23 protein-coding genes are annotated in these 22,098 nt (G+C 66.1%); 12 read left to right on the top strand and 11 right to left on the bottom strand.

Features of this window, described 5'->3' with window-relative positions; translation table 11 throughout:
* Window positions 1-40: 40 nt before the first annotated feature.
* Window positions 41-802 (bottom strand): TSUP family transporter, encoded by a 762-nt coding sequence (locus G4Z14_RS06820; RefSeq protein ID WP_164624052.1) that lies wholly within the window; start codon window positions 800-802, stop codon window positions 41-43.
* Window positions 803-926: 124 nt separating this feature from the next.
* On the opposite strand from G4Z14_RS06820, the gene G4Z14_RS19155 reads away from it, so the two are divergent.
* On the top strand, window positions 927-1,589 hold the full coding sequence (locus tag G4Z14_RS19155) for a nuclear transport factor 2 family protein (RefSeq protein ID WP_164624051.1): 663 nt from the start codon (window positions 927-929) through the stop codon (window positions 1,587-1,589).
* 15 nt (window positions 1,590-1,604) lie between these two features.
* On the opposite strand, the gene rsmD is transcribed toward G4Z14_RS19155, so the two are convergent.
* Both rsmD and G4Z14_RS06805 read right to left on the bottom strand, forming a co-directional pair.
* Window positions 1,605-2,165: a 16S rRNA (guanine(966)-N(2))-methyltransferase RsmD gene (rsmD, locus tag G4Z14_RS06810; RefSeq protein ID WP_164624050.1), complete on the bottom strand. Its 561-nt coding sequence runs from the start codon at window positions 2,163-2,165 to the stop codon at window positions 1,605-1,607.
* Window positions 2,162-3,370, bottom strand: coding sequence for an NAD(P)/FAD-dependent oxidoreductase (locus G4Z14_RS06805; RefSeq protein WP_164624049.1), 1,209 nt, complete (start codon window positions 3,368-3,370; stop codon window positions 2,162-2,164). The genes rsmD and G4Z14_RS06805 overlap by 4 nt, the downstream gene beginning before the upstream one ends.
* Before the next feature lie 80 nt (window positions 3,371-3,450).
* On the opposite strand from G4Z14_RS06805, the gene G4Z14_RS06800 reads away from it, so the two are divergent.
* Window positions 3,451-3,936, top strand: coding sequence for a peroxiredoxin (locus G4Z14_RS06800; RefSeq protein ID WP_164624048.1), 486 nt, complete (start codon window positions 3,451-3,453; stop codon window positions 3,934-3,936).
* A 37-nt stretch (window positions 3,937-3,973) separates the two neighbouring features.
* Here G4Z14_RS06800 and lpxK read toward each other — a convergent pair whose 3' ends face one another.
* From lpxK to G4Z14_RS06785, 3 genes are read right to left on the bottom strand one after another with little or no spacing between them, the layout of a single operon-like run.
* Window positions 3,974-4,963 carry a tetraacyldisaccharide 4'-kinase gene (gene lpxK, locus G4Z14_RS06795; RefSeq protein WP_164624047.1) on the bottom strand — a complete coding sequence of 330 codons (990 nt, stop codon included), beginning with the start codon at window positions 4,961-4,963 and terminating at the stop codon, window positions 3,974-3,976.
* Window positions 4,963-6,132, bottom strand: coding sequence for a 3-deoxy-D-manno-octulosonic acid transferase (locus tag G4Z14_RS06790; protein ID WP_164624046.1), 1,170 nt, complete (start codon window positions 6,130-6,132; stop codon window positions 4,963-4,965). The genes lpxK and G4Z14_RS06790 overlap by 1 nt, the downstream gene beginning before the upstream one ends.
* A gap of 11 nt (window positions 6,133-6,143) precedes the next feature.
* Window positions 6,144-6,389: a DUF4170 domain-containing protein gene (locus tag G4Z14_RS06785; RefSeq protein WP_164624045.1), complete on the bottom strand. Its 246-nt coding sequence runs from the start codon at window positions 6,387-6,389 to the stop codon at window positions 6,144-6,146.
* 157 nt (window positions 6,390-6,546) lie between these two features.
* On the opposite strand from G4Z14_RS06785, the gene G4Z14_RS06780 reads away from it, so the two are divergent.
* The 5 genes from G4Z14_RS06780 to G4Z14_RS06760 all read left to right on the top strand — a co-directional run bounded on the left by G4Z14_RS06780 (window position 6,547) and on the right by G4Z14_RS06760 (window position 9,999).
* Window positions 6,547-7,008, top strand: coding sequence for a RidA family protein (locus G4Z14_RS06780; RefSeq protein WP_164624044.1), 462 nt, complete (start codon window positions 6,547-6,549; stop codon window positions 7,006-7,008).
* A 10-nt stretch (window positions 7,009-7,018) separates the two neighbouring features.
* Window positions 7,019-7,789: a glycerophosphodiester phosphodiesterase family protein gene (locus tag G4Z14_RS06775; protein ID WP_164624043.1), complete on the top strand. Its 771-nt coding sequence runs from the start codon at window positions 7,019-7,021 to the stop codon at window positions 7,787-7,789.
* An 85-nt stretch (window positions 7,790-7,874) separates the two neighbouring features.
* Window positions 7,875-9,005, top strand: a complete 1,131-nt coding sequence (locus G4Z14_RS06770; RefSeq protein ID WP_164624680.1) for a GNAT family N-acetyltransferase — start codon at window positions 7,875-7,877, stop codon at window positions 9,003-9,005.
* Window positions 9,006-9,025: 20 nt separating this feature from the next.
* Window positions 9,026-9,631: a glutathione S-transferase family protein gene (locus G4Z14_RS06765; RefSeq protein WP_164624042.1), complete on the top strand. Its 606-nt coding sequence runs from the start codon at window positions 9,026-9,028 to the stop codon at window positions 9,629-9,631.
* Window positions 9,631-9,999 (top strand): 4a-hydroxytetrahydrobiopterin dehydratase, encoded by a 369-nt coding sequence (locus tag G4Z14_RS06760; RefSeq protein ID WP_321573011.1) that lies wholly within the window; start codon window positions 9,631-9,633, stop codon window positions 9,997-9,999. Before G4Z14_RS06765 ends, G4Z14_RS06760 begins: the two co-directional genes overlap by 1 nt.
* Here G4Z14_RS06760 and G4Z14_RS06755 read toward each other — a convergent pair.
* Entirely contained in the window at window positions 9,969-10,391 is a 423-nt protein-coding gene (locus G4Z14_RS06755; protein WP_164624040.1) for a VOC family protein, read from the bottom strand. The genes G4Z14_RS06760 and G4Z14_RS06755 overlap by 31 nt on opposite strands.
* A gap of 93 nt (window positions 10,392-10,484) precedes the next feature.
* Here G4Z14_RS06755 and G4Z14_RS06750 point away from each other — a divergent pair, with 93 nt between their 5' ends.
* The 3 genes from G4Z14_RS06750 to G4Z14_RS06740 are packed head-to-tail and all read left to right on the top strand — an operon-like array spanning window position 10,485 to window position 12,645.
* Window positions 10,485-11,096 carry a LysE family translocator gene (locus tag G4Z14_RS06750; protein ID WP_164624039.1) on the top strand — a complete coding sequence of 204 codons (612 nt, stop codon included), beginning with the start codon at window positions 10,485-10,487 and terminating at the stop codon, window positions 11,094-11,096.
* 2 nt (window positions 11,097-11,098) lie between these two features.
* Entirely contained in the window at window positions 11,099-11,995 is an 897-nt protein-coding gene (locus G4Z14_RS06745; RefSeq protein WP_164624038.1) for a homocysteine S-methyltransferase family protein, read from the top strand.
* The gene (locus G4Z14_RS06740; protein ID WP_164624037.1) at window positions 11,992-12,645 is read left to right on the top strand and encodes a pseudouridine synthase; all 654 of its coding nucleotides are present in this window, start codon (window positions 11,992-11,994) and stop codon (window positions 12,643-12,645) included. The genes G4Z14_RS06745 and G4Z14_RS06740 overlap by 4 nt, the downstream gene beginning before the upstream one ends.
* 7 nt (window positions 12,646-12,652) lie before the next feature.
* On the opposite strand, the gene G4Z14_RS06735 is transcribed toward G4Z14_RS06740, so the two are convergent.
* Both G4Z14_RS06735 and G4Z14_RS06730 read right to left on the bottom strand, forming a co-directional pair.
* Window positions 12,653-14,629, bottom strand: a complete 1,977-nt coding sequence (locus tag G4Z14_RS06735; RefSeq protein WP_164624036.1) for an oxidoreductase — start codon at window positions 14,627-14,629, stop codon at window positions 12,653-12,655.
* A 102-nt stretch (window positions 14,630-14,731) separates the two neighbouring features.
* Window positions 14,732-16,177, bottom strand: coding sequence for an aldehyde dehydrogenase family protein (locus G4Z14_RS06730; protein WP_164624035.1), 1,446 nt, complete (start codon window positions 16,175-16,177; stop codon window positions 14,732-14,734).
* Window positions 16,178-16,429: 252 nt separating this feature from the next.
* Between G4Z14_RS06730 and G4Z14_RS06725 the strand changes: the two genes are divergently transcribed.
* Entirely contained in the window at window positions 16,430-17,086 is a 657-nt protein-coding gene (locus G4Z14_RS06725) for a peroxiredoxin (protein WP_164624034.1), read from the top strand.
* 58 nt (window positions 17,087-17,144) lie between these two features.
* On the opposite strand, the gene G4Z14_RS06720 is transcribed toward G4Z14_RS06725, so the two are convergent.
* Window positions 17,145-18,518, bottom strand: a complete 1,374-nt coding sequence (locus tag G4Z14_RS06720) for a D-amino acid dehydrogenase (protein WP_164624033.1) — start codon at window positions 18,516-18,518, stop codon at window positions 17,145-17,147.
* Window positions 18,519-18,653: 135 nt separating this feature from the next.
* The gene (gene pnp / locus G4Z14_RS06715; protein ID WP_164624032.1) at window positions 18,654-20,798 is read right to left on the bottom strand and encodes a polyribonucleotide nucleotidyltransferase; all 2,145 of its coding nucleotides are present in this window, start codon (window positions 20,796-20,798) and stop codon (window positions 18,654-18,656) included.
* A gap of 271 nt (window positions 20,799-21,069) precedes the next feature.
* Between pnp and G4Z14_RS06710 the strand changes: the two genes are divergently transcribed.
* On the top strand, window positions 21,070-22,098 hold the full coding sequence (locus tag G4Z14_RS06710; protein ID WP_227751577.1) for a fatty acid desaturase: 1,029 nt from the start codon (window positions 21,070-21,072) through the stop codon (window positions 22,096-22,098).

The raw sequence follows: 22,098 nt of genomic DNA, 5'->3' as shown, positions 1-22,098 counted from the left end.
TCAGGCCCCCCGCGCGGGGGCCTTTTTCATTGAAGGGGTGTCAGCCGAGCGCCTGCCACAACAGGCGCAGCGCCATGGCGACAGACACCGTCACGATCAAGGGCTTGATAAGTCGTGCGCCCACCCGAATCGCCATCTTCGCCCCAAGCGCGGCCCCGGCGATCTGCGCCAGTCCCATGCCGATGCCGACCCCCCACCACATTGCGCCGGAAGGGATGAATACGGCCAGAGATCCGATGTTGGACGCAAAGTTCAGCAGTTTGGTGTGCGCCGTGGCCCTGAGCATCCCAAGCCCCGCCAGCAGGACAAAGGCCAGCATGAAGAAACTGCCGGTCCCCGGCCCGAAGAATCCGTCATAGCCGGCAATCAGCGGCACGGCGGTAAAGGTGAAGGCGGCAGGCGCCAGCCGCTGCACTTGTTCCAGATCGGTAAGCCCCGGTTTCAGCGCGAAGAAGGCCGCGACGGCGACAAGGATCACCGGCATGAGAAGGCGCAGGATGTCGGCCGGCATCGCCTTGGCCACCACGGCCCCTGCCGCCGCGGCAAGGGCAGAAACCGTCGCCATGCCCAACTGTTCTCCAAGCCGCACATGGCCGGCGCGGGCATAGGCCACCGTTGCCGTGCCGGCTCCGAAAGCGCCCTGCAATTTGTTGGTCGCCAGAGCCTCCAGCGGCGAGGCCCCTGCGATCAGCAGCATCGGCATGGCGATCAGCCCGCCGCCGCCCGCGATGGAATCGACAAACCCCGCGACAAAGGCCGCAACGATCAGGAGAAGCGCGAGGTGGGTGGCGATTTCGAACATGGGCGCGGCCTTTCTGGCATCGGGCCTTTCTTTCCAGTGGCGCACGGAATGTAAAGCCAGCGCGGAAAACGGCTGACCGGGCCGCCGGCCGGACATAGGCTGGGCGAAACCGAAGGAGCCCGCGATGCCGCCAAGCGCCAAAGCCGTTCTGCATCTGGATGATGACCGCTTCAAAGTGACCGAATGGCAGTTCGAGCCGGGGGCCGAGACGGGGTGGCATCGCCACGGCCACGATTATGTCATCGTGCCGCTGACCGATGGCACGCTGGGCCTCGACCTGCCGCGGAACCAGACGATGACTGCGCATCTGTCCCGCCACATCCCCTATTCCCGCCGCGAGGGGGTGGAGCATAACGTCACCAATGCGGGCAAGGATTACCTCGCCTTCCTTGAGGTCGAGGTGGTGGACGACCATATCGCCCATCGGCGCCGCGCCACGATGGAACGGTTGATGCAGGCCTTCAACGCCCGCGATCTGGAGGGGGTGATGGCCTGCATGGCCGAGGACTGCGCTTTTCATTCTGCTGCCGGGCCAGAGGTGGTGGGCACACGCCACGAGGGCCGCGCTGCAGTGCGGGCCGCCTATGCCGCGATTTTCGACAGCTTTCCGCAGGCGGCATGGACGGAAGGCACCCATGCGGTTTCGGGGGAAACCGGGATGTCGTCATGGCGCTTCATCGGCACCGACAAGGCGGGAAGGGACGTGGATCTGTGCGGCTGCGATGTCTTTGCCTTCGACGGCGACAGGATCGCGCTGAAAGACAGCTATCGCAAGGCGCGGGGGTAAGCAGAGCCGGGCCGATCAGGGCGCGCGGGCGATCGTCACCAGCGTATCGCCGTACTTGCGCTGATCCTCCAGGGCTACGCCGTCGGGAAGGGCAGGGGGGGTGCCTTCTTCCCAGACGATCAGGGCGCCGGGCGCGATCCAGCCCCCTGCCAACACGGCCTGCAAGGCGGCCTCGCCCATGGCCTTGCCATAGGGCGGATCAAGGAAGATCACCTCGAAAGGTGCCGCGGGATTCGGGCCGGGGGTGAGGGCATCGCGGCGGTGGATCGCCGTCTCCGCCTCTGCCCGCATCAACGCGATGTTGCGGGTCAAGAGCGCCAGCGCCGCCTTGCCGTTCTCGATGAAGGTGGCGTGCAAGGCCCCGCGCGACAGGGCTTCCAGCCCCAGCGCTCCGGTCCCCGCGAACAGGTCCAGCACCCGCGCGCCGTGCAGCGGGTTGCCATAGCCGCCGTTCACCAGCAGGTTGAAGATCGCCTCGCGCACCCGGTCCGAGGTGGGCCGCAGATGCGCCCGGGGGTCGCCTGCGCCCACTTCGGCCAGCTTCAGGCCCCGCGCGCGACCTCCGACGATCCTCATGCCTTCAGAAGATCCTTGATGGCAATCGACAGGTCCGCCACCTGTGCCTTGGCAGGGGATTTTCCCATTTCGATCAGCCGCTTGCCCACCATATAGCCGCGTGGGTCGTTCATCGCATCGACCGCCAGCAGGGTGTCGCCCTGATAATACCAGAAGCTCACCGCCTCGCCATCCGGCCCGCGGGTGACGATGTTGTCATAGCCGGTGTTCAGGCCTGCGATTTGCAGCTTGCACTCGTACTGGTCCGACCAGAACCACGGTTTCGCGGCATACTCCTTGTTCGCGCCCATGATGTTTTCGGCGACAAGGTCGGCCTGATCAATGGCATTGCCCACCGATTCCAGCCGGATGCGTCCGCCCTTGTAGGGGAAGGATGCGCAGTCCCCCGCCGACCAGATCGCCGGGTCCGAGGTCCGGCCGTGGGCGTCGGTCTTGATGCCGTTCTCGATTTCCAGGCCTGCCGCTTCGGCCAGCGCCTGACCGGGAATGATGCCGACCCCGGCAATCACGAAATCGGCCGGCAGCTCGCGCCCGTCCGCCAGGCGAACGCCGGTCACACGGCCCTCGCCCAAAAGCCGGTCCAGCCCGGTGGATTCCAGAATGGTCACGCCATGGTCACTGTGCAGCTTGCGGATGTAGTCGCTGGTTTCGGGGGCCGCGACGCGCTGCAGGATGCGCGGAGCCATTTCCAGCACTGTCACCTCAAGCCCGAACTTGCGGGCGACGGCGGCCGCTTCCAGCCCGATATAGCCGCCGCCGACGATCACCACCCGGTGGCCGGCCTGGAACTCGGCGCGCATGGCGTCGACATCGGCCAGCGTGCGCACGGTGTAGACCCCGGCCAGCTCGCCACCGATGGCTGCCGGCAGCCGGCGCGGGGTCGAGCCGGTGGTCAGCACCAGATGATCGTAAGACAGGGTTTCGCCGCCCGCCGTCAGAGTCTTTGTGGCGCGGTCAATGGCCGTGACCTTGACCCCCAGCTTCATCGTCACGTTGTTTTCGGCGTAATAGGCGTTCGACCGCAGCCAGAGCCGTTCTTCCTCCATCTCGCCCAGAAGATAGGCCTTCGACAGCGGCGGGCGCTGATAGGGGGGGGCGGGTTCTTCGCCGATCATGGTGATCTGGCCGTCAAAGCCCAGACCCCGCAGCTTTGCCACCACGGCCGATCCCGCCTGACCCGCTCCTACCACAACCACATGCGTCATTGCCCGCTCCCTCTGGTCGAATGCCCGGGCGGAGCCTATATCCGGGGCGGGATGAAACGCAACGCGCGAGGACTGTTGGAATGACGATTTCTGTCGGGGATAAACTGCCGGGGGGCAAGGTTCTGCGAATGGGCGAGAACGGAGCCGAAGCGGTGGACATGGAAACCAAGCTGAAGGGCCGCAAGGTCGTGATCTTCGGCCTGCCCGGCGCCTTTACCGGCACTTGCACCACCTCGCATGTGCCGTCGTTCCTGAGGGTGATGGACAAGCTGAAGGCCAAGGGCGTGGATGAGGTGATCTGCCTTGCGGTCAACGATCCCTTCGTCATGAAGGCTTGGGGCGAAGCCACGGGGGCCACTCCGGGCATCACCTTCCTGGCCGACGGCGATGCCTCCTATACCAAGGCCATCGGACAGGCGTTCACGGTGCCGCATCTGGCATTCTTTGACCGCTCCAAACGCTATGCGCTTTATGCCGTCGATGGCGTTGTGCAGGTGTTGAACCAGGGTCAGGAAACCAGTGCCTGCGAGATTTCGGGCGGCGAGGCGATGGTCGCGGCCATTTGATGCGGCAGGCCGGGGTGGCTTGTTCTGCCCCGGCCGTTCACAGACCCAGCCGCGTGAACGCCGCGTCAATCGCCGACCAGTCGTCAAGGTGCAGCCGCACTGGCAGCGACAGCACCGATGACCGGAAGGCAGCAGGCAGACGTGCCGCGTCTTTTTCGGTGGTGACAAGCTGCGCCCCGGCAAGCAGGGCCTCGGCCTCAAGCCGCCGGATCAGCGTGTCCGAGAGTGGCTGATGGTCGTCCAGCGCCTCGGCCCGAAGGATTGTGGCGCCAAGACTGCGCAGGGTGGCAAAGAACTTTTCCGGCCTGCCAATGCCCGCAAAAGCGATGACCCGTTCGGATTGCCAGTCGATGCCCATTTCAATCGGGTGCAGATGGCCGCGCAGCAGGGGCGGGTGGATGGCGGAACCCCAGTGCGCGGCGAATGTCGCCTGTGCCGCCTGCGGCCCGATCGAAAGCACCAGATCGGCACGGGCGAGGCCAACCGCCACGGGTTCGCGCAACGGACCGGCGGGCAGGCAGCGCCCGTTTCCGAAGCCCTGTTCGGCATCGACGACGACAAGCGACAGATCCTTGACCACGGCGGGATTTTGGAACCCGTCATCCAGAAGGATCACGCCGGCCCCCCCGGCCACCGCCTGTTTCACCCCTGCCGCCCGGTCCTTTGCCACCCATGTCGGCGCAAAGGCAGCCAGCAGCAGCGGCTCATCCCCGACCTCTGCCGCGCTATGGCGCGCAAGGTCCACCCGCACCGGGCCGGGCAGGTTGCCGCCATAGCCCCGGCTGACGACATGGACCTTGGCGCCACGCTGCATCAGGCGGTCCACCAGCGCCATGGCCGTCGGGGTCTTGCCGGTTCCGCCTGCGTTCAGGTTGCCGATGCAGATCACCGGCACCGGGGCCTTGAACCCCGGCTGGCGCAGCCGGCGTGCCGTCGCTGCGGCGTAAATCCGACCCAAGGGCGCAAGCCACCACGCCACAAGGCCGGGACGATCGGGCGGGTTCTGCCAGAAACCGGGCGGGCGCATCAGCCGTCTCCGATCAGTTGACGCAGGCGTCGCAGCACCCTCTCGGTGACTTCCGCCCCGTCCGAGGCGACTGTCCACGCCGCCTGTGCCATCAGCGCGGCGCGGTCCGGGGCCAGCAGGTCGGCCAGGGCTTCGGCCAGATCCGCCGCAGATCCGACCGCCCGTGCGCCGCTGGCCGCCCCCAGCCGCCCGATCATCGCGCCATGCGCGCCCGGGCGCGGGCCGTGAATGATCGCCGATCCCAGCGCCGCCGGCTCCAGCGGGCTGCGCTGGACCCCGGTGCCGGCAAGGCTGCCGCCCAGATAGGTGACGGGAGCCAGCCGATACCACAGGCCGAATTCCTGATCGCTGTCAGGCAGATAGATCGAGGTTTCGGCGTCGATCTCATCCTCGCGGTCGCGGCGGGCGACGATCCAGCCCTCCTGCGCCTCCAACTCCTTGGCAAGCGCGTCGACGCGGGTGCAGTTGTCGGGAACAAAGATCAGCAAAAGCCGATGCGACAGCCGCAGGGCCGCGCGATGGGCGGCGATGACGGCGCCTTCTTCGGCCTGAGGCACGGCGGCGGCAAGCCAGACCGGCCGCGTCTTCATCGCCTCGGCCAGGGCCGACCGCTCGCCCTCATGACAGGGCAGGGCGGCCGACAGTTCTTCCATGCGACCGGCGGTTTCAACCTGCGCGGCCCCGGCCTTGCGCCAGGCGCGCGCGGCGGTGTCATCCAGCGCGAAGACCTGGCGCAACGACTGCACCGCCCCGCGCAGAAGCCCCGGAAACCAACCATCCCGGCCCCGCGACAGATAGGGCTCGCGCCCGTCGACCACCATGACGGGGATGGCCCGCGCCTCGGCTTCAAACAGCAGGGCCGGACGAATCTCGCCTTCGGCCAGCACTAGAACATCGGGCTGCCAATGGTTGAGAAAAGCCTTCACCTCGGCAGGCTGATCGGTGGGCGGGGCGAGCGTGCCGCTTTCGGCGGGACCGGTCATGAGCGTGGCCAGCCCGTCTTCTTCCGCCAGTTTGTTGGCCAGCTGCACCAACCCCTGCACCGCTTCGGCCCGTGGCGCATGCAGCCAGATCAACCGGCCCTTGGGCCGCGGCGGCCATGACGGCCCCTCCGGCGCTTCGCGGCGGCTTGTCAGGTTGTAAAGGCGCCGACCAATCGAAAGGGCCATGGGTCAGTGCGTCATGCGCCCAGTTCTTCGGTTGCCGACACGGCCGAGCTTTCATCGCGCAGCCGGTGAATATGGGCGATGTAATAACGCATATGGGCATTGTCGACCGTGCGCTGCGCCTCGGCCTTCCAGGCCGAGAACGCGGTGGCATAGTCGGGAAACATGCCGACGATGTGAATGTCCTTCACCTCGCGGAACACGTTCTTCTGCGGGTCGATCAACTCGCCACCAAAGACGAGATGCAGGCGTTGGGTCATGGCAGATCCTTTCGGGCGCGCGTTGGAGCGCAACCTAGCGGCAGGGCCGGGCGGGGACAAGCGGGGCAGCGCCGATGCGGCCTTGCCCCGACCGCGCCACGCCGCTAGCTTCGCCGCGAAATTCCAATTCCCGACTCCCAATCCCGAGGTTCCTCTCATGTCCAGCATCGAAACCCGTCTTGCCGAGCTTGGCGTCACCCTGCCCGACGCGCCCGCCCCCGCGGCCAATTATGTACCCTTCGTGCAGGTGGGCGATCTGGTGCATATCTCGGGCCAGATCAGCCAGAACGCGGCCGGGCTCATCAAGGGGCGTCTCGGCGCCGACCTGGATGTGGCGGCGGGCGCCGAAGCGGCCAAGTCCTGCGCCGTCTCGCTGCTGGCGCAGCTGAAGAAGGCCTGCGGCGGCGATCTGTCGCGCGTGGTGCGGGCGGTCAAACTGGTGGGCTTTGTCAACTCCACCGCCGATTTCATCGACCAGCCCAAGGTCATCAACGGCGCGTCCGATTTCATGGTGGCAGCCCTTGGCGATGCCGGGCGGCACGCGCGGTCGGCGGTGTCGGCCGCCTCGCTGCCTCTGGGCGTGGCGGTCGAGATCGAAGGCATCTTCCAGATCCGCTGAGCGCACGGCCATGACGATGCCCCTGCCTGCCGTGTTCCTGCGCCTGCCGCTTGCCCATCGTGCCCTGCACAACCGGGCCGAGCGGCGGCCCGAAAACTCGCCCGCGGCCATTCGTGCGGCCGTGGCAGCGGGCTATGGCATCGAGATCGACGTGCAGGGCACCGCGGACGGTCAGGCGGTGGTGTTCCATGACGAATGGCTGGAGCGCCTGACCGACGCCACGGGCTTTGTGAAGGACTATACCGCCGCCGAACTGGGCCGCATCCGCTTGCGCGATTGCGACGATTGCATCCCGACCTTGCCCGAGGTGCTGGCGCTGGTGGCGGGCCGCGTGCCGGTGCTGATCGAGATCAAGGACCAGACCGACCGCATGGCCGAAACCGACGGACGGCTGGAGGCGGCGGTGACGCGGGCCCTGGCTGGCTATCAGGCGCCGGTTGCCGTGATGTCCTTCAACCCGCATGCGGTGGCCAACATGGCCCGCCTTGCCCCCGCCGTCCCACACGGGCTGACAACGGCGGCCTATGACCATGACGGCTGGGCGCCCCTGCCGCCGGCGCGCTGCGACGAGTTGCGCCATATCGCCGATTACGACCGGGTCGGGGCGTCGTTCATCAGCCACGAGGCCGCCGATCTGGCCAGCCCGCGTGTCGCCGCGCTGAAGGCCGGCGGGGCCGCGATCCTGACCTGGACCATCCGCAGCCCGCAGGAGGAGAGCCTTGCCCGCAAGGTTGCCGACAATGTGACCTTCGAAGGCTATCTGGCGTCGCTTCCGGCTTGACCTTTCGGTCGGGGGTTGCATCCTTTGCGTTGCAATTTCCCCCGAGGGCTTCTGCGTGGCCGAGACGGTCGAACTGCTTGAAAACATGGCGGCAATCCCGGCGGAGATCTGGGATGCGCTTGCCTGCCCCGAGGCGGTTTCGGGCCGGGCGCTGGATCCTTTCACCACCCATCGCTTCCTGCTGGCGCTGGAAGCCTCCACCTCGACCGGCGCGGGCACGGGCTGGCAGGCCCGGCCGCTGGTGGTGCGGCACGATGACCGGGTGGTCGCGGCGATGCCGCTTTACGTCAAGACGCACAGTCAGGGCGAATACATCTTCGATCACGGCTGGGCCGAGGCCTACGACCGCGCAGGTGGGCGTTATTACCCGAAATTGCAGGGTGCCGTGCCGTTTACGCCGGTGACGGGCCGGCGCTTTCTTGGCCCCGAGACCCTTCGCGCGACGCTCATGCAGGCGGCGATCGCGGTGACGAAGGCCAACGGCCTGTCCTCGCTGCACATCACCTTCTGCACCGAGGCGGAGGCGCTGGCGCTGGCCGGGGTGCAGGGCACGCTGCATCGCATCACCCAGCAGTTCCATTGGGAAAACCGGGGTTACGCCGATTTCGCGGCGTTTCTGGCCGATCTGTCCAGCCGCAAGCGCAAGATGATCCGCAAGGAACGCGAAACCGCACTGGCCCATGGGCTGACCCTCCGCGCCCTGACTGGCGAAGAGATCACCTCTGCCCATTGGGATGCCTTCTGGGCCTTCTATCAAGACACCGGCGGTCGCAAATGGGGCCGGCCCTACCTGACACGCGGGTTCTTTGACGAGATCCACCGCAGCATGCGCGGCGACGTGCTGCTGGTGCTGGCCTTTGACGGGGCGCGGCCTGTCGCCGGGGCGTTGAACTTCATCGGACGCGAGGCGCTTTATGGTCGGTACTGGGGTTGCATCGCCGATTACCCCTGCCTGCATTTCGAACTGTGCTACTATCAGGCCATCGACTGGGCCATTGCCCGGGGCCTTTCCCGGGTCGAGGCCGGGGCGCAGGGGGAGCACAAACTGGCACGGGGCTATCTGCCACACGCAACCCACTCGCTGCATTGGATCGCCGATCCCGGTCTTGCGCGGGCAGTGGCGCGCTATCTGGATCAGGAACGCCGCGCCGTGGGCGAGGAGATAGAGGTCTTGACCGCTTATGGTCCGTTCCGGAAAGTGGATGGGGAAAGCTGACAAGGGCGACAGGAGCCGACATGCTGACCTTCTACACCAACCCCATGTCGCGCGGCCGCATGGTCCGCTGGATGCTGGAAGAGATTGGCCGGCCCTATCAGACGGTTGTGCTGGCCTTTGGTGCCATGATGAAGGCCCCGACCTATCTGGCGGTGAACCCGATGGGCAAGGTGCCGGCGCTGGTGCATGATGACCAGATCATCACCGAGGCGGCGGCAATCTGTACCTATCTGGCCGAGGTTTTCCCCGACTCCGGTCTGTTGCCGGTCCGCCGGGGCGAGTTCTTTCGCTGGATGTTCTTTGGCGCCGGTCCGCTGGAACAGGCCGTCGTCAATGGCTCGATGGGGTGGGAGCCTGCACCCGAGATGAAAGGCCGCGTCGGCTATGGCAGCATGGCGGATGTTCTGTCCACGCTATCTGGCCATCTTGGCGCGAACCGCTATTTCTGTGGTGATCGGTTTTCGGCGGCAGATGTCTATGTCGGCAGCCAGATCGGCTGGGGGCTGGGCTTTGACACGCTGCCGGCCACGCCAGAGCTGGTGGCCTATTGGGACCGGATCAAGGGCCGCCCGGCCCTGGTGCGGGCAAACGCGCTGGATGATGCGCTGATGAAAAGGGGGGCATGATGGACCGCTTGACCATAGCCGAACGCGAGACCGCGCTGCCGCCCTTGGGCGAAACCGGCTGGGGGCCGGTGCCGGACCGCGATGCCATCCGCAAGGTCTGGAAGTTCCGGTCCTTTTCCGAAGCCTGGGGCTTCATGTCCCGCGCGGCGCTCGCGGCGGAAAAAGCGAACCACCATCCGGAATGGACCAACCGGTTCAACATCGTCGATGTCACGCTCACCACCCATGATTGCGAGGGGCTGTCGACGCTGGACATCGACCTTGCGCGCCGGATGGACCGTCTTGCCGGGCCGGCAGAGGTGATCCGCGACCATGCAGAGCCGATTTCCTGCCTGTGTCAGATCCGGCGCGAGGGCACGAAGGCATAGCCCGAGGGCGACAGGATCACCGCCTCGCGCAGCCCGTGGCCCGGTTTGTCGGTGGGGGGCTGCAGCACCACGCCCCCGGCCTCTTCGGTCCGCGCCGCGGCCTTGTCGGGGTCGGCCTCGTGCAGGCGAATCTCGACACCGGCACCGCGTGGCCCGGCTTCCGGCAGAAGGGACGGCAGCGGGTGGCTGGCATAGGCGGCGTCGGAATGCAGTTGCAGGGGTTGGTCCGCGTGCAAGAGAATGGCGAAGTCGCGGCTCACCCGGTGGGCGGTCATGCCGAACACCGTGGTCAGAAAGGCCACCTCGGCGGGAACATCCCGGCACAACAGATTGACGCTGGTCGCGCGGAGCGCATGGCCGAAGTCACGGGCGGGAACGGTTTCGTACTCCATGGCGGCACCTCCGGGGCCAAGGCTGGCCCGGCGGGCGCGAAAGGTCAAATCACCTCTCTTGATCTTCCCGATCTTCGCCCCGATGCTGCGGCCATGTTCGATCTTGTTCCTCTGGAAACCCTGCTGGCCTTCACCTCGGCTGGTATCTTGCTGAACCTGACGCCGGGGGCAGACGTGATGTTCGCCACTGCAAGCGGCATGGCAGGTGGGCCGCGCGCCGGAATGGCGGCCGGCGCGGGCGTCGGGCTTGGCGGCTTCTGGCATGTCGGGCTGGCGGCGCTGGGCGTTGCGGCGCTGCTGGCCGCGCATCCCGCCGCCATGACGGGCCTGCGCTGGTTCGGCGCGGGCTATCTGCTTTATCTGGCCTGGGGCGCCTGGACCGCCGGTCCCGCGCCGGCGGGCACCGGTGTCGCCAGCCTGTCCCGGGCCTTCTGGCGGGGGTTCGTCACCAATGCGCTGAACCCCAAGGTTGCACTGTTCGTGCTGGCCTTCCTGCCGCAGTTCACCGACCCGGCGCGCGGGCCGGTCTGGCAGCAGATTCTGATCCTCGGCGCAGTCTTTACCCTGACCGGCATGTGCGTTACCGCCGGATACGGCGCGCTGGCCGGTTGGGCGGGCGCGGCATTTTCGGCCCGCATGGGCGGGATGAACAAACTTGCCGCCGGGGTCTTTGGCCTGATGGCGCTGCGGATGCTGAAGGACTGACCATGGCGCTGATTACCCTGCTTGACGGCGGCATGGGGCAGGAGCTTGTCGCGCGTTCCGGTGACGAGCCGACGCCGCTCTGGGCCACCCGCGTGATGATCGACCACCCGGGGCTGGTGAAGGCCATCCATGCAGATTACTTCGCCGCCGGGGCGACGGTGGCCACCACCAACACCTACAACATCCTGCACGACCGGCTGATCGGCGTCGGGCTGGACCATTACTATCATGCGCTGCACCTGCGCGCCCTGATGGAAGCGCATGAAGCGCGGGCCGAGGCGGGCCGGGGGATCATCGCGGGGTCGATGGGGCCGTTGGGCGAAAGCTACCGGCCCGATCTGACGCCGCCCGTCGCGGTCTCGACCGCGCTTTATGCCGAGAAGGCGGCGCTGATGGCGCCGCATGTCGATGTGATCCTGTGCGAAACCATGTCCTCGCTCGATCTCTGCCGGGGGGCGCTTGCCGGGGCGCAGGCGGCCGGCAGGCCGGTCTGGCTTTCGGTCTCGGTCGATGACCGTGACGGGTCGCGCCTGCGCTCGGGCGAGCCGGTGGCCGGGCTGGCAGGGGTGATTGCCGAACATCCGACTGCCGCCGTGCTGGCCAATTGCTCGATGCCCGAGGCGATGGAGGCCGCGCTGGCGGTCCTTGCCGGTATGGGCCGGCCTTTCGGCGCCTATGCCAACGGGTTCTCGGAAATCTCCAGCCTGCCGCTACCCGAAACCGACGACGCCCCGGACTATTGCGCCCGCCACGACCTGACGCCCGAGAAATACGCCGCCTTCGCCCTGCGCTGGGTGGACATGGGCGCGACCATTGTCGGCGGCTGCTGCGAGGTTGGCCCGGCCCATATCCGCCACCTTGGGGCGGCGCTGCGGGCCGCGGGCCACGGCATCGCATGAGGCCCGAGTTCGATTATCAGCCGCCGGATGTGCCGCTGGACATCCTCTATCAGGACGATCTGGTTCTGGTAGCGAACAAGCCGGCGGGCTTGCTGTCGGTGCCCGGAAAGCTGGAGGGGCGGGCGGATTGCCTGATTTCCCGCCTGCAGGCCGCGCAGTGGAACACGCTGCTGGTGCATCGGCTGGATTGCGACACCTCGGGCGTGATGATCTTTGCCAAGACCAAACCGGCGCAGGGGTTTCTCGGGCAGGAGTTCGAGCAGCGCCGGGCGAAGAAGACCTATGTCGCGCGGGTGGCGGGCGAGATCGTCGGCGACGCTGGGCATGTGGACCTGCCGCTTTGCGCCGACTGGCCGAACCGGCCGCGCCAGATGGTCAGCCATGAGCATGGCCGGCCGGCGCAGACCGACTGGCAGGTGATCGGCCGCGCGTCCGGCGAAACCCGGGTGCGGCTGTTCCCGAAAACCGGCCGCAGCCACCAGCTCCGGGTGCATATGCTGGCGCTGGGCCATCCGATCCTGGGCGACCCGATCTATGCCACGGGCGCGGCGACGGATTATCCCCGGCTGATGCTGCATGCCGAAACGCTGGGTCTGCATCACCCCGGAACCGGCGCCTGGGTAGAGTTCACTGCCCCCTGCCCGTTCTAGCGCCGGGTCACAGACCCAGCGCCAGCTTCCGCCCCTCGTGGAAGGCATAGGCCGCCAGCCGCGGCGCGGCGCAATCGCCGATCCGGTGGGTCGCCTTGCCGGCAAAGCCTTCGGGCCAGGGGTCGAAGCTGCGGTTGGTGGTCGCCATCACCAGCCCGCTGGCCGGCAGGGTTTCCTCCTCGCCGGTCAGGAAATTCTTCACTGTCACGCCGTTGCCATGCCAGCGCGTCAGGCAATGCTCGGTCAGGAACTTTACCCCCAACTTGGCCAGCTTGCGCCGCGCCGAGCCATCCGCCGAGGTGCGGGCAATCTCCTTGCCGACAAAGGGCTCGGGCGTGACGATGGTCACCTGATGCCCACGCTCGGCCAGCGCCCATGCCGTGCCGACCCCGCGCCAGTTCGACCCTTCGTCATAAAGCACCACCGCATCGCCCAGCCGCGCCTCGCGCCGCATCGCCGCCTCGGGCGACCAGACCCCGCCCAGCTCGACCCCCGGCAGGCTGGCCAGATGCGGTTGCCAGCGCTGGAAGCCGGTCTCGTCGGGCAAAGAGCCGGTGGCCAGCACCACCACCTCCGCCGGATGGGCGGCAATCTCGTCGTCATCAAGAAAGCTGTTCAGCCGCAGCGTCACGCCCAGCTTGTCGAACTGCCGCTCATACCACTCCATCAGGTCAAGGATCTGCGCCCGGCGCGGCTGCATGCCCGCCAGCCGGAACTGCCCGCCGATCACCGGCAGCGCCTCGACGATTTCCACCCGGTGCCCGCGTTCCGCCGCCACCCGCGCTGCTTCAAGCCCCGCTGGCCCGGCGCCGACGACCAGCACCGATTTCGGGGTTCCGGCGGGCGTGAAACGGTCGCCCCCCCATTCCCATTCCCGCCCGACCGAAGGGTTGATGAGGCAGGAAATCCAGTAATCGCGCGACCGGCGACCCCAGCACATCTGGTTGCACGAGATGCAGCCCCGAATGTCCTCGGCCCGGCCTTCCGTCACCTTGCGCGCCAGATGCGGATCGGCAATCTGCCCGCGCACGATCGACACCATGTCCGCCTCGCCCGCCGACAGGATGGTTTCGGCATTGTCCGGCGTGCGCACCCCGGCCTCTGACGTGATGAGCGCGTGGCTTACCACCGCCTTCAGCCGCGCCGTCATCGGCGTTGTCAGCTTTTCGCCCTCGGTGAAGGCGGGGATGATGCCTTCGAACTCCAGATAGCTGCCATAGCCGCAGGTGAAATAGTCGACCTCCCCCGTCGCGTCATGCAGCGCGACAATCTCGCACAGCTCATCGGCGGAAAGCGAAACCGAATAGGCGGGCGAATAGCTGATGGCGAGGCCGATGATGAACTCGGGCCCGCAGTCGCGGCGGATGCGGGCGATCAGCTCGCGCGAGAACCGGGTGCGGTTTTCCAAGGATCCGCCCCATTTGTCATCACGAGTGTTCGACCACGGCGTCCAGAACTGGTCGACGAGCGAGTGATAGGCCGCCCAGACCTCCACCCCTTGAAAGCCGCAGGCCTGCGCCCGGCGGGCGGCGGCGGCATGCGCCTCGAATATCTCCTCGATCTCGGCCTCGGTCATCTTATGACTGCCGTCGCTGTCATGGTAGGACGGCCCGCCCGAGGGCGACCAATGCGGCTGGAACGACAGGTCCGAATCGCCATGGGCGCCGACGTGGTAGATCTGCTGGATGATCACCGCGCCGGCCGCCTTCACCTGTTCGGTGATGGCGCGGAAATGCGGGATCACCGCGTCGCTTTCATGGGCCAGATTGCCCTGCGTCAGCACCCCGGTGCGATGCGCCGGCACCGGCTCGGTCACAATCATGCCCGCCCCACCCAAGGCCCGCTCGAGCCAATAGGCCCCCTGCCGCGCCAGCGGCAACCCGCCCTCGGCCATGTTGTTGGTATGGGCGCCAAAGACGATGCGGTTGCGCAGAGTCTGGCCGCGCAGTTTGACGGGGGAGAGAAGGCGGGAATGCTGGCTCATGGTCGGTTCCTCGGCTGATGGGCCAAGGGAATGCTAAATCGACACATGTGTCAAGTTTTCTTCGCAGGCAAAAAAGCCCCGGGGCCGCCGGGGCTTTCGCACTCAGTCCTGCGCCGGATCCCAGGCCGAGACCGCCTTGACCTCTAGGAACTCCTCCAGCCCCCAGACGCCGCCCTCGCGCGCCCGGCCCGAGGATTTCACCCCGCCAAAGGGCGAGCCGGCGGCGCGGCTCTTGCCATTCATCTGCACCATCCCGGCCTTCAGCGCCCGCGCCATCCGGTTGCGGCGCGCGCCGTCCTGCGACTGGACGTAATGGGTCAGGCCATAGGGCGAGTCATTGGCGATGCGGATGGCGTCGGCCTCATCCTCGAAAGGGATCATGCACAGCACCGGCCCGAAGATTTCCTCGCGCTCGATGGTCATGCCGGGCACCACATCGGCAAAGACCGTGGGCTTGACGAAATAGCCGCGGTTGACGCCCTCCGGCAGGCCGGGACCACCGGCGGCCAGACGCGCGCCCTCGTCCAGACCCTTCCGGATATAGCCCTGAATCTGGTCCCACTGGCGCCGGTTCACCACCGGGCCGATATGCGAGCCCTCCTCCAGCGCATTGCCGGTCTTGATTTCGCCGGCCACTTTCGCAGCGATTTCAACGGCCTTGTCATAGATGCCGCGCTCAACCAGCATCCGCGAAGGCGCGTTGCAGGACTGGCCGGTGTTGTCCATCATGTGCCGCACCCCGCGCTCCACCGCGCGCTCGTCGGCATCGGCGAAGATCACATTCGCGCCCTTGCCGCCCAGTTCCAGCGTCACCCGCTTTAGCGTCTCGGCGGCGGCCTTGGAGATCGCCCGCCCGGCGCGGGTCGAGCCGGTGAAGGAGATCATCTCGACATCGGGGTGGCTGGACAGCCGGCTGCCCACCCCCGCGCCATCGCCGTTCACCAGATTGAACACCCCCGGCGGCAACCCGGCGTCATGGCAGAATTCGGCGAAGATCATCGCGTTCAGCGGGCTTTCCTCGGACGGTTTCAGCACGCAGGTGCATCCCGCCAGAATCGCCGGAATCGCCTTCAGCGCGATCTGGTTCATCGGCCAGTTCCACGGCGTGATCAGGCCGACAACTCCGATCGGCTCCAGAAGGATCCGGTCGTTCGGCGCATGGTCGCCCAGGGGCCGGTCCCAGTGCAGCGTGTCGAAGGCGGTCAGGAAGTTGCCGGCATGCCAGGGCAGGCAGGGCGCCTGCTGCTCGCGCGCGTGTTTCAGGGGAGAGCCCATTTCCAGGCTCATGGCGCGGGCCAGTTCCTCCTTGCGCGCCTCGTATTGCTCCAGAATCCGCACCACGGCGGCGCGGCGCAACGCGGGCGGGGTCGCGGCCCATGCGGGAAATGCGGCCTTGGCGGCGGCAACAGCGGCATCGCAATCGGCCTCGGAGCCGAGCGAGATCACCGCCACCGGCTCTTCGGTCGAGGGGTTGATGACCTCGCAGTCGCGGCCCGCGATCGGGGCCACCCAGCGGCCGTTGATGTAGAAATCGCGTTTGATGAGCATGTCACCCTCCTTCGGTCTGGCGGCAAGGTGCCAGCGCGCGCGGCTGCCGGCAAGGGGTGGAGGTCATAATTTGATCAAATTTTTCGCCAGCGGAGAACAGATGTTCCGAGAACCGCCCGGATTGAGGACGCCGGTTTCGCCGCGCCCCGCCCCCGCAGCCGAACGGTTCTTAACTGCCGCCCCCGCCGCCCGAGGGGGTGCATTTCCCGCGCATTGCGCTAATGTCATCCAAAGACAACACCGGAGTTTGCCATGGCCGTCCGTATCAACGACACCGCCCCCGATTTCACCGCCGAAAGCACCGCGGGGACCATCAACTTTCACGACTGGCTGGGCGACGGCTATGCCATCCTGTTCAGCCATCCGCGTGATTTCACGCCGGTCTGCACCACCGAATTCGGCGCCGTGGCGCAACTCGCCGCCGAATGGAAAAAGCGCAATACCAAGGTGATCGGCGTCTCGGTCGATTCGGTGGCCGACCATGAGAAATGGAAGCGCGACATCGAGGCGTTTTCCGGCGTGGCGGCCGATTTCCCGATCATCGACGATGTGTCGCTGACCGTGTCGAAGGCCTATGACATGCTGCCGGCCGATTACTACCTGCCGGCCGAGGGCCGTACGCCGGCGAATTCGGCGACGGTGCGCACGGTCTACATCATCGGGCCGGACAAGAAGGTGCGGCTGACCATGACCTATCCGATGAGCGTGGGCCGCAACTTTGCCGAGATCCTGCGGGCGCTGGATGCGGTGCAGGCCACCGACGGCGTGCCCTTCGCCACGCCGGCCAACTGGGTGCCGGGGCAGGATGTGATCGTGGCGCTGGCGGTTTCGACCGACGATGCCAAGGCGCGCTTTGGCGAGCTGGACATCAAGCTGCCCTATCTGCGCTTTGCCAAGCGGCCGGTCTGACCATCCGGCTTCGCCATCGGCGCCACACAGGAAAACGGGGCCTCACGGCCCCGTTTCTTCATTCTGCGGCAATGGCTTGCGACACGGGCGCCGCGGCTTTCGATCGCCGCTGGTAGCGGGCATAGCCCAGACCCGCGGTGTCGATCTCGGCCACTCGGCCCGACACCATATCGGCGATCACCCGGCCCGAGCCGGCGGCCATGGTCCAGCCCAGCGTGCCGTGGCCGGTGTTCAGGAACAGGTTCGGCACGGTCGAGCGGCCCACCAGCGGCGTGCCGTCCGGCGTCATCGGCCGCAGGCCCGACCAGAAGATCGCCTTCGACTGGTCGCCCGCCCCGCCGAACAGATCCTCGACCGAATGGGTCAGCGTCGCCTGCCGCTTGGGGTGCAGGTGGTTGTTGAAGCCCGAGATTTCCGCCATGCCACCAACCCGGATACGGTCGCCCAGACGGGTGATGGCGATCTTGTGGCTTTCGTCCATCACCGTCGAGACCGGGGCGCGGTCCTCGTTCACGATCGGAACCGTGATCGAATAGCCCTTCACCGGATAGACCGGCAGGCGCATGCCGAAGGGCCGCGCCAGCGCCGGGGAATAGCTGCCCATCGCCAGCACGAAGGCATCGGCGCCAAAGCGGCCGGCGCTGGTCTGCGCCGAGGTGATGCGGCTGCCGTCTGATTCCAGCGCCTGAATGGTCACGCCCCAGCGGAAGGTCACGCCCGCGGCGGCGGCCATCTCGGCCAGCGAATTGGTGAACTTGAAGCAGTCGCCGGTCTCGTCGCCCGGCAGGCGCAGGCCGCCGGCGATCTTGCCGATGTTCGGCGCAAGGCCGGGCTCGGCGGCCACGCAGGCAGCGGCATCCAGCACCTCGAACGGCACGCCATCGGCCTTGAGAACCTTGATGTCCTTCTCGGCCGCCTCGACCTGCTTTTCGGTGCGGAACAGTTGCAGCGTGCCCTGCGTGCGTTCGTCATAGGAAATGCCGGTGTCGCGGCGCAGCTCGATCAGGCAGTCGCGCGAATATTCCGCCAGCCGCACCATGCGCGACTTGTTTACCGCATAGGCCGAGGAGGTGCAGTTCAACAGCATCCGCCCGACCCATTCGATCTTGGCCAGATCCGGGCGGGCCTGAATGATGAGCGGGGCGTGCTTCATGAACAGCCACTTCACCGCCTTGGCCGGAATGCCCGGCGCAGCCCAGGGCGAGGCATAACCGGGGCTGATCTCGCCCGCGTTCGCAAACGAGGTCTCCAGCGCCGGGCCGGGCTGGCGGTCGATCACCGTCACCTCATGCCCGGCTTTGGCGAGGTAATAAGCCGAGGTCACACCGATGACACCAGCACCAAGGACGACGACACGCATGGGATTCTCCTGTTCGCAGATTTGCCGGCAAAATACGGCATCTGCGAGAAAGGATTTGGGTAAGTTTGGCATGATTTCGACAGTTTATCGAATAATATTCGATAAAACTACATTTAACAAGAATATCTAGTCGAGGCCTGAAAATTTCAGCGAAGAAAAAAGCCCCGGCGCATCGCCGGGGCTTTGTCTGTTTCAGAGTGCCAGCCCTCAGGCCTCGGCGCCTTCTTCTTTCTTTTCGGCCACGATCTCGGCCCCGGTCTCCTGATCGACCATCTTCATGCCAAGGCGCACCTTGCCGCGGTCGTCAAAGCCCAGCAGCTTGACCTTCACTTCCTGACCTTCCTTCAGCAGTTCATTCGGGTGGTTCAGGCGCTTGTTGGCGATCTGGCTCACATGCACCAGACCATCGCGCTTACCGAAGAAGTTCACGAAGGCGCCGAAGTCGACCAGTTTCACCACCTTGCCGGTGTAGATCTGGCCTTCTTCCGGCTCTGCCACGATCGACCAGATCATGTCATAGGCCTTCTTGATGGCGGCAGCGTCCGACGAGGCGATCTTGATGATGCCGTCGTCGTTGATGTCGACCTTGGCGCCCGAGGTTTCCACGATCTCGCGGATCACCTTGCCGCCCGAGCCGATCACTTCACGGATCTTGTCGGTCGGGATCTGCAGGGTTTCGATCTTCGGCGCATATTCCGAGAAGCCTTGCGGCGCGGAAAGCGACTTGTTCATCTCGCCGAGGATATGCAGACGGCCGTCCTTGGCCTGCGCCAGAGCCTGCTTCATGATTTCCGGGGTGATCCCGGCAATCTTGATGTCCATCTGCAAGGAGGTGATACCCGAAGCGGTGCCGGCCACCTTGAAGTCCATGTCGCCGAGGTGGTCCTCGTCGCCAAGGATGTCGGTCAGCACGGCCCATTTGCCGTCATCTTCCAGGATCAGGCCCATGGCCACACCGGCCACCGGAGCCTTCAGCGGCACGCCGGCATCCATCATCGACAAGGAGCCACCACAGACCGAAGCCATGGACGACGAGCCGTTCGATTCGGTGATCTCCGACACCACGCGGATGGTGTAGGGGAAATCGGTCGGGGCAGGCAGCACGGCCTGCAGCGCACGCCATGCCAGTTTGCCGTGGCCGATCTCACGACGACCGGGCGAGCCAACGCGACCCACTTCGCCAACCGAATAGGGCGGGAAGTTGTAGTGCAGCAGGAAGTTCGAGCGGGTGTTGCCGTTCAGCGCGTCGATGATCTGCTCATCTTCGCCGGTGCCGAGGGTGGTGACCACAAGGCCCTGGGTCTCGCCGCGGGTGAACAGGGCCGAGCCGTGGGTGCGCGGCAGGATGCCGGTTTCCGCGACGATCGGGCGAACGGTCTTGGTATCCCGGCCGTCGATGCGGACGCCGTTCGACACCACGTCCCCGCGCAGGATCGAGCTTTCCAGCTTCTTGATTGCCGAGCCGAGGTTGATGTCCTTCTGGTCATCTTCCGACAGCGCGGCCTTGATCGCGTCAACCGCAGCGCCGATGGCGTTGGTGCGGTCCTGCTTGTCCTTGATGGCAAAGGCGGCGCGCATCTGCGCTTCGCCCGCGGCTTTCACCTTGCCGAAGATTTCCGACAGATCGGGCGGCGTGAAGTCGAAGGGCTCTTTCGCGGCGTCTTCCGCCAGATCGAGGATCAGGTCGATGACCGGCTGCATCGCCTCGTGGCCAAAGACCACGGCGCCCAGCATTTCCTCTTCGGTCAGCTCGTAGGCTTCCGATTCCACCATCATCACGGCGTCTTTGGTGCCGGCAACCACCAGATCAAGCCGCTGTTCGGGCTTGAGGCGGAGCTGGGTCATGTCGTCCATGGCCGGGTTCAGCACATAGCCGCCGTTGACGAAGCCGACGCGCGCGGCGCCGATCGGGCCCATGAACGGCACGCCCGAAATGGTCAGCGCAGCCGAGGCGGCGATCATCGCCACGATGTCGGGGTCGTTGTGCAGGTCACACGACAGCACGGTGGCCATGACGAGGACTTCATGCTTGAAGCCTTCGACGAAGAGCGGACGGCAGGGCCGGTCGATCAGGCGGGAAACCAGCGTTTCCTTTTCCGACGGGCGCGCTTCACGCTTGAAGAAGCCGCCGGGGATCTTGCCGGCCGCATAGTATTTTTCCTGATAATGCACGGTCAGCGGGAAAAAGTCCTGTCCCGGCTTCGGTGCCTTGGCGAAGGTCACGTTGGCCATGACCGAGGTTTCGCCGAGCGTTGCGATCACCGACCCATCGGCCTGACGCGCAACCTTCCCGGTTTCCAGCGTCAGCGTCTCACCGCCCCACTGGATGGATTTCTTTGTCACATTGAACATCTGTCGTTTCCTCCGGGACCGGCCCCCTGGCCTGTCATCCCGCATATATGGCGGCCCCATTGCCGCCGCCCCCAATCCTGATGCACGGGCCCGGGGGTGGGGCCTCACGTCGCAGATGGGCGGGCGCATACAGGAAAAGCCGGGGTTTGGGAAGGGCTTTGGCGGGAGGCGGCACCGCGCCGGCCCTGCGGCGATCCGGCTCGGGGCATCATTAACTGTTGCGAAGTTTCTGCCGTGCAGTATGCAGGCGCAAACAACAAGAGAAGCTGTGATGTTGGACGCAAGCGGGGCCGGGCCCATGGCGCAAGGGGTGACGGCCGCCCGGGACTGGGTAAAGGTTCTGGCGAAGTATCGCCAACCCGATACCGCGCGCAGCCTGTTTGAGCTGAGCGTGACCATCGGACCATTCGTGCTGTTCTGGGCGCTGGCATGGTGGGCGATGGGCATCAGCTATTGGCTGACGCTGGCGATTTCCTGCGTCAACGCGGCCTTCCTCCTGCGGCTTTTCACCATCCAGCACGATTGCGGCCATGGCGCCTTTTTCGAAAGCCGCACGGTAAGCGACTGGCTGGGGCGGGTTCTGGGGGTGCTGACGCTGACGCCCTATGACGTCTGGCGGCGCTCACATTCCATTCACCATGCCAGCGCCGGCAATCTCGGGCGGCGCGGGATCGGCGACATCACCACGCTGACCGTTGCCGAATACCGGGCGCTGCCGGTCGTGCGGCGGGTGCTTTACCGGCTGTATCGCAACCCGGTGGTGTTGTTCGGCATCGGGCCGGGTTACATCTTCCTGCTGCAGAACCGCGTGCCGCTCGGGCTGACGGGCCATATGAAATACTGGATCAGTGCCATGACCACCAATGCCGCCATTCTGGCGGCGCTGGGCCTGATCCTGTATTTCGGCGGCTGGGCGCCGATCCTGTTGATCTTCCTGCCGACCAGCCTTCTGGCGGCGACCACCGGGGTCTGGCTGTTCTATGTTCAGCACCAGTTCGAATCCACCCACTGGTCCGAGGAGCAGGATTGGGATCTGCACACCGCCGCGCTGAAGGGCAGCTCCTATTACGTCTTGCCGCCGGTCCTGCAATGGCTGAGCGCCAATATCGGCATTCACCATGTCCACCATCTTTACAGCCGGATTCCGTTTTACCGCCTGCCGCAGGTGCTGCGCGACCATGCAGAGCTGGCGGGGATGAACCGCATGTCGATCCGCGAAAGCCTGCGCACCGTGCAGTTGCAGTTGTGGGATGAGCAATCCGGCCGCCTTCTGTCCTTTGCCGAGGCACGGCAGGTCTAG

It is taken from the genome of Tabrizicola oligotrophica, from assembly GCF_011008935.1.
Lineage (GTDB): Bacteria > Pseudomonadota > Alphaproteobacteria > Rhodobacterales > Rhodobacteraceae > Tabrizicola_A > Tabrizicola_A oligotrophica.
The sequence above is the reverse complement of the archived record's forward strand: the minus strand, read 5'-3'. Positions and strand labels throughout refer to the sequence as shown.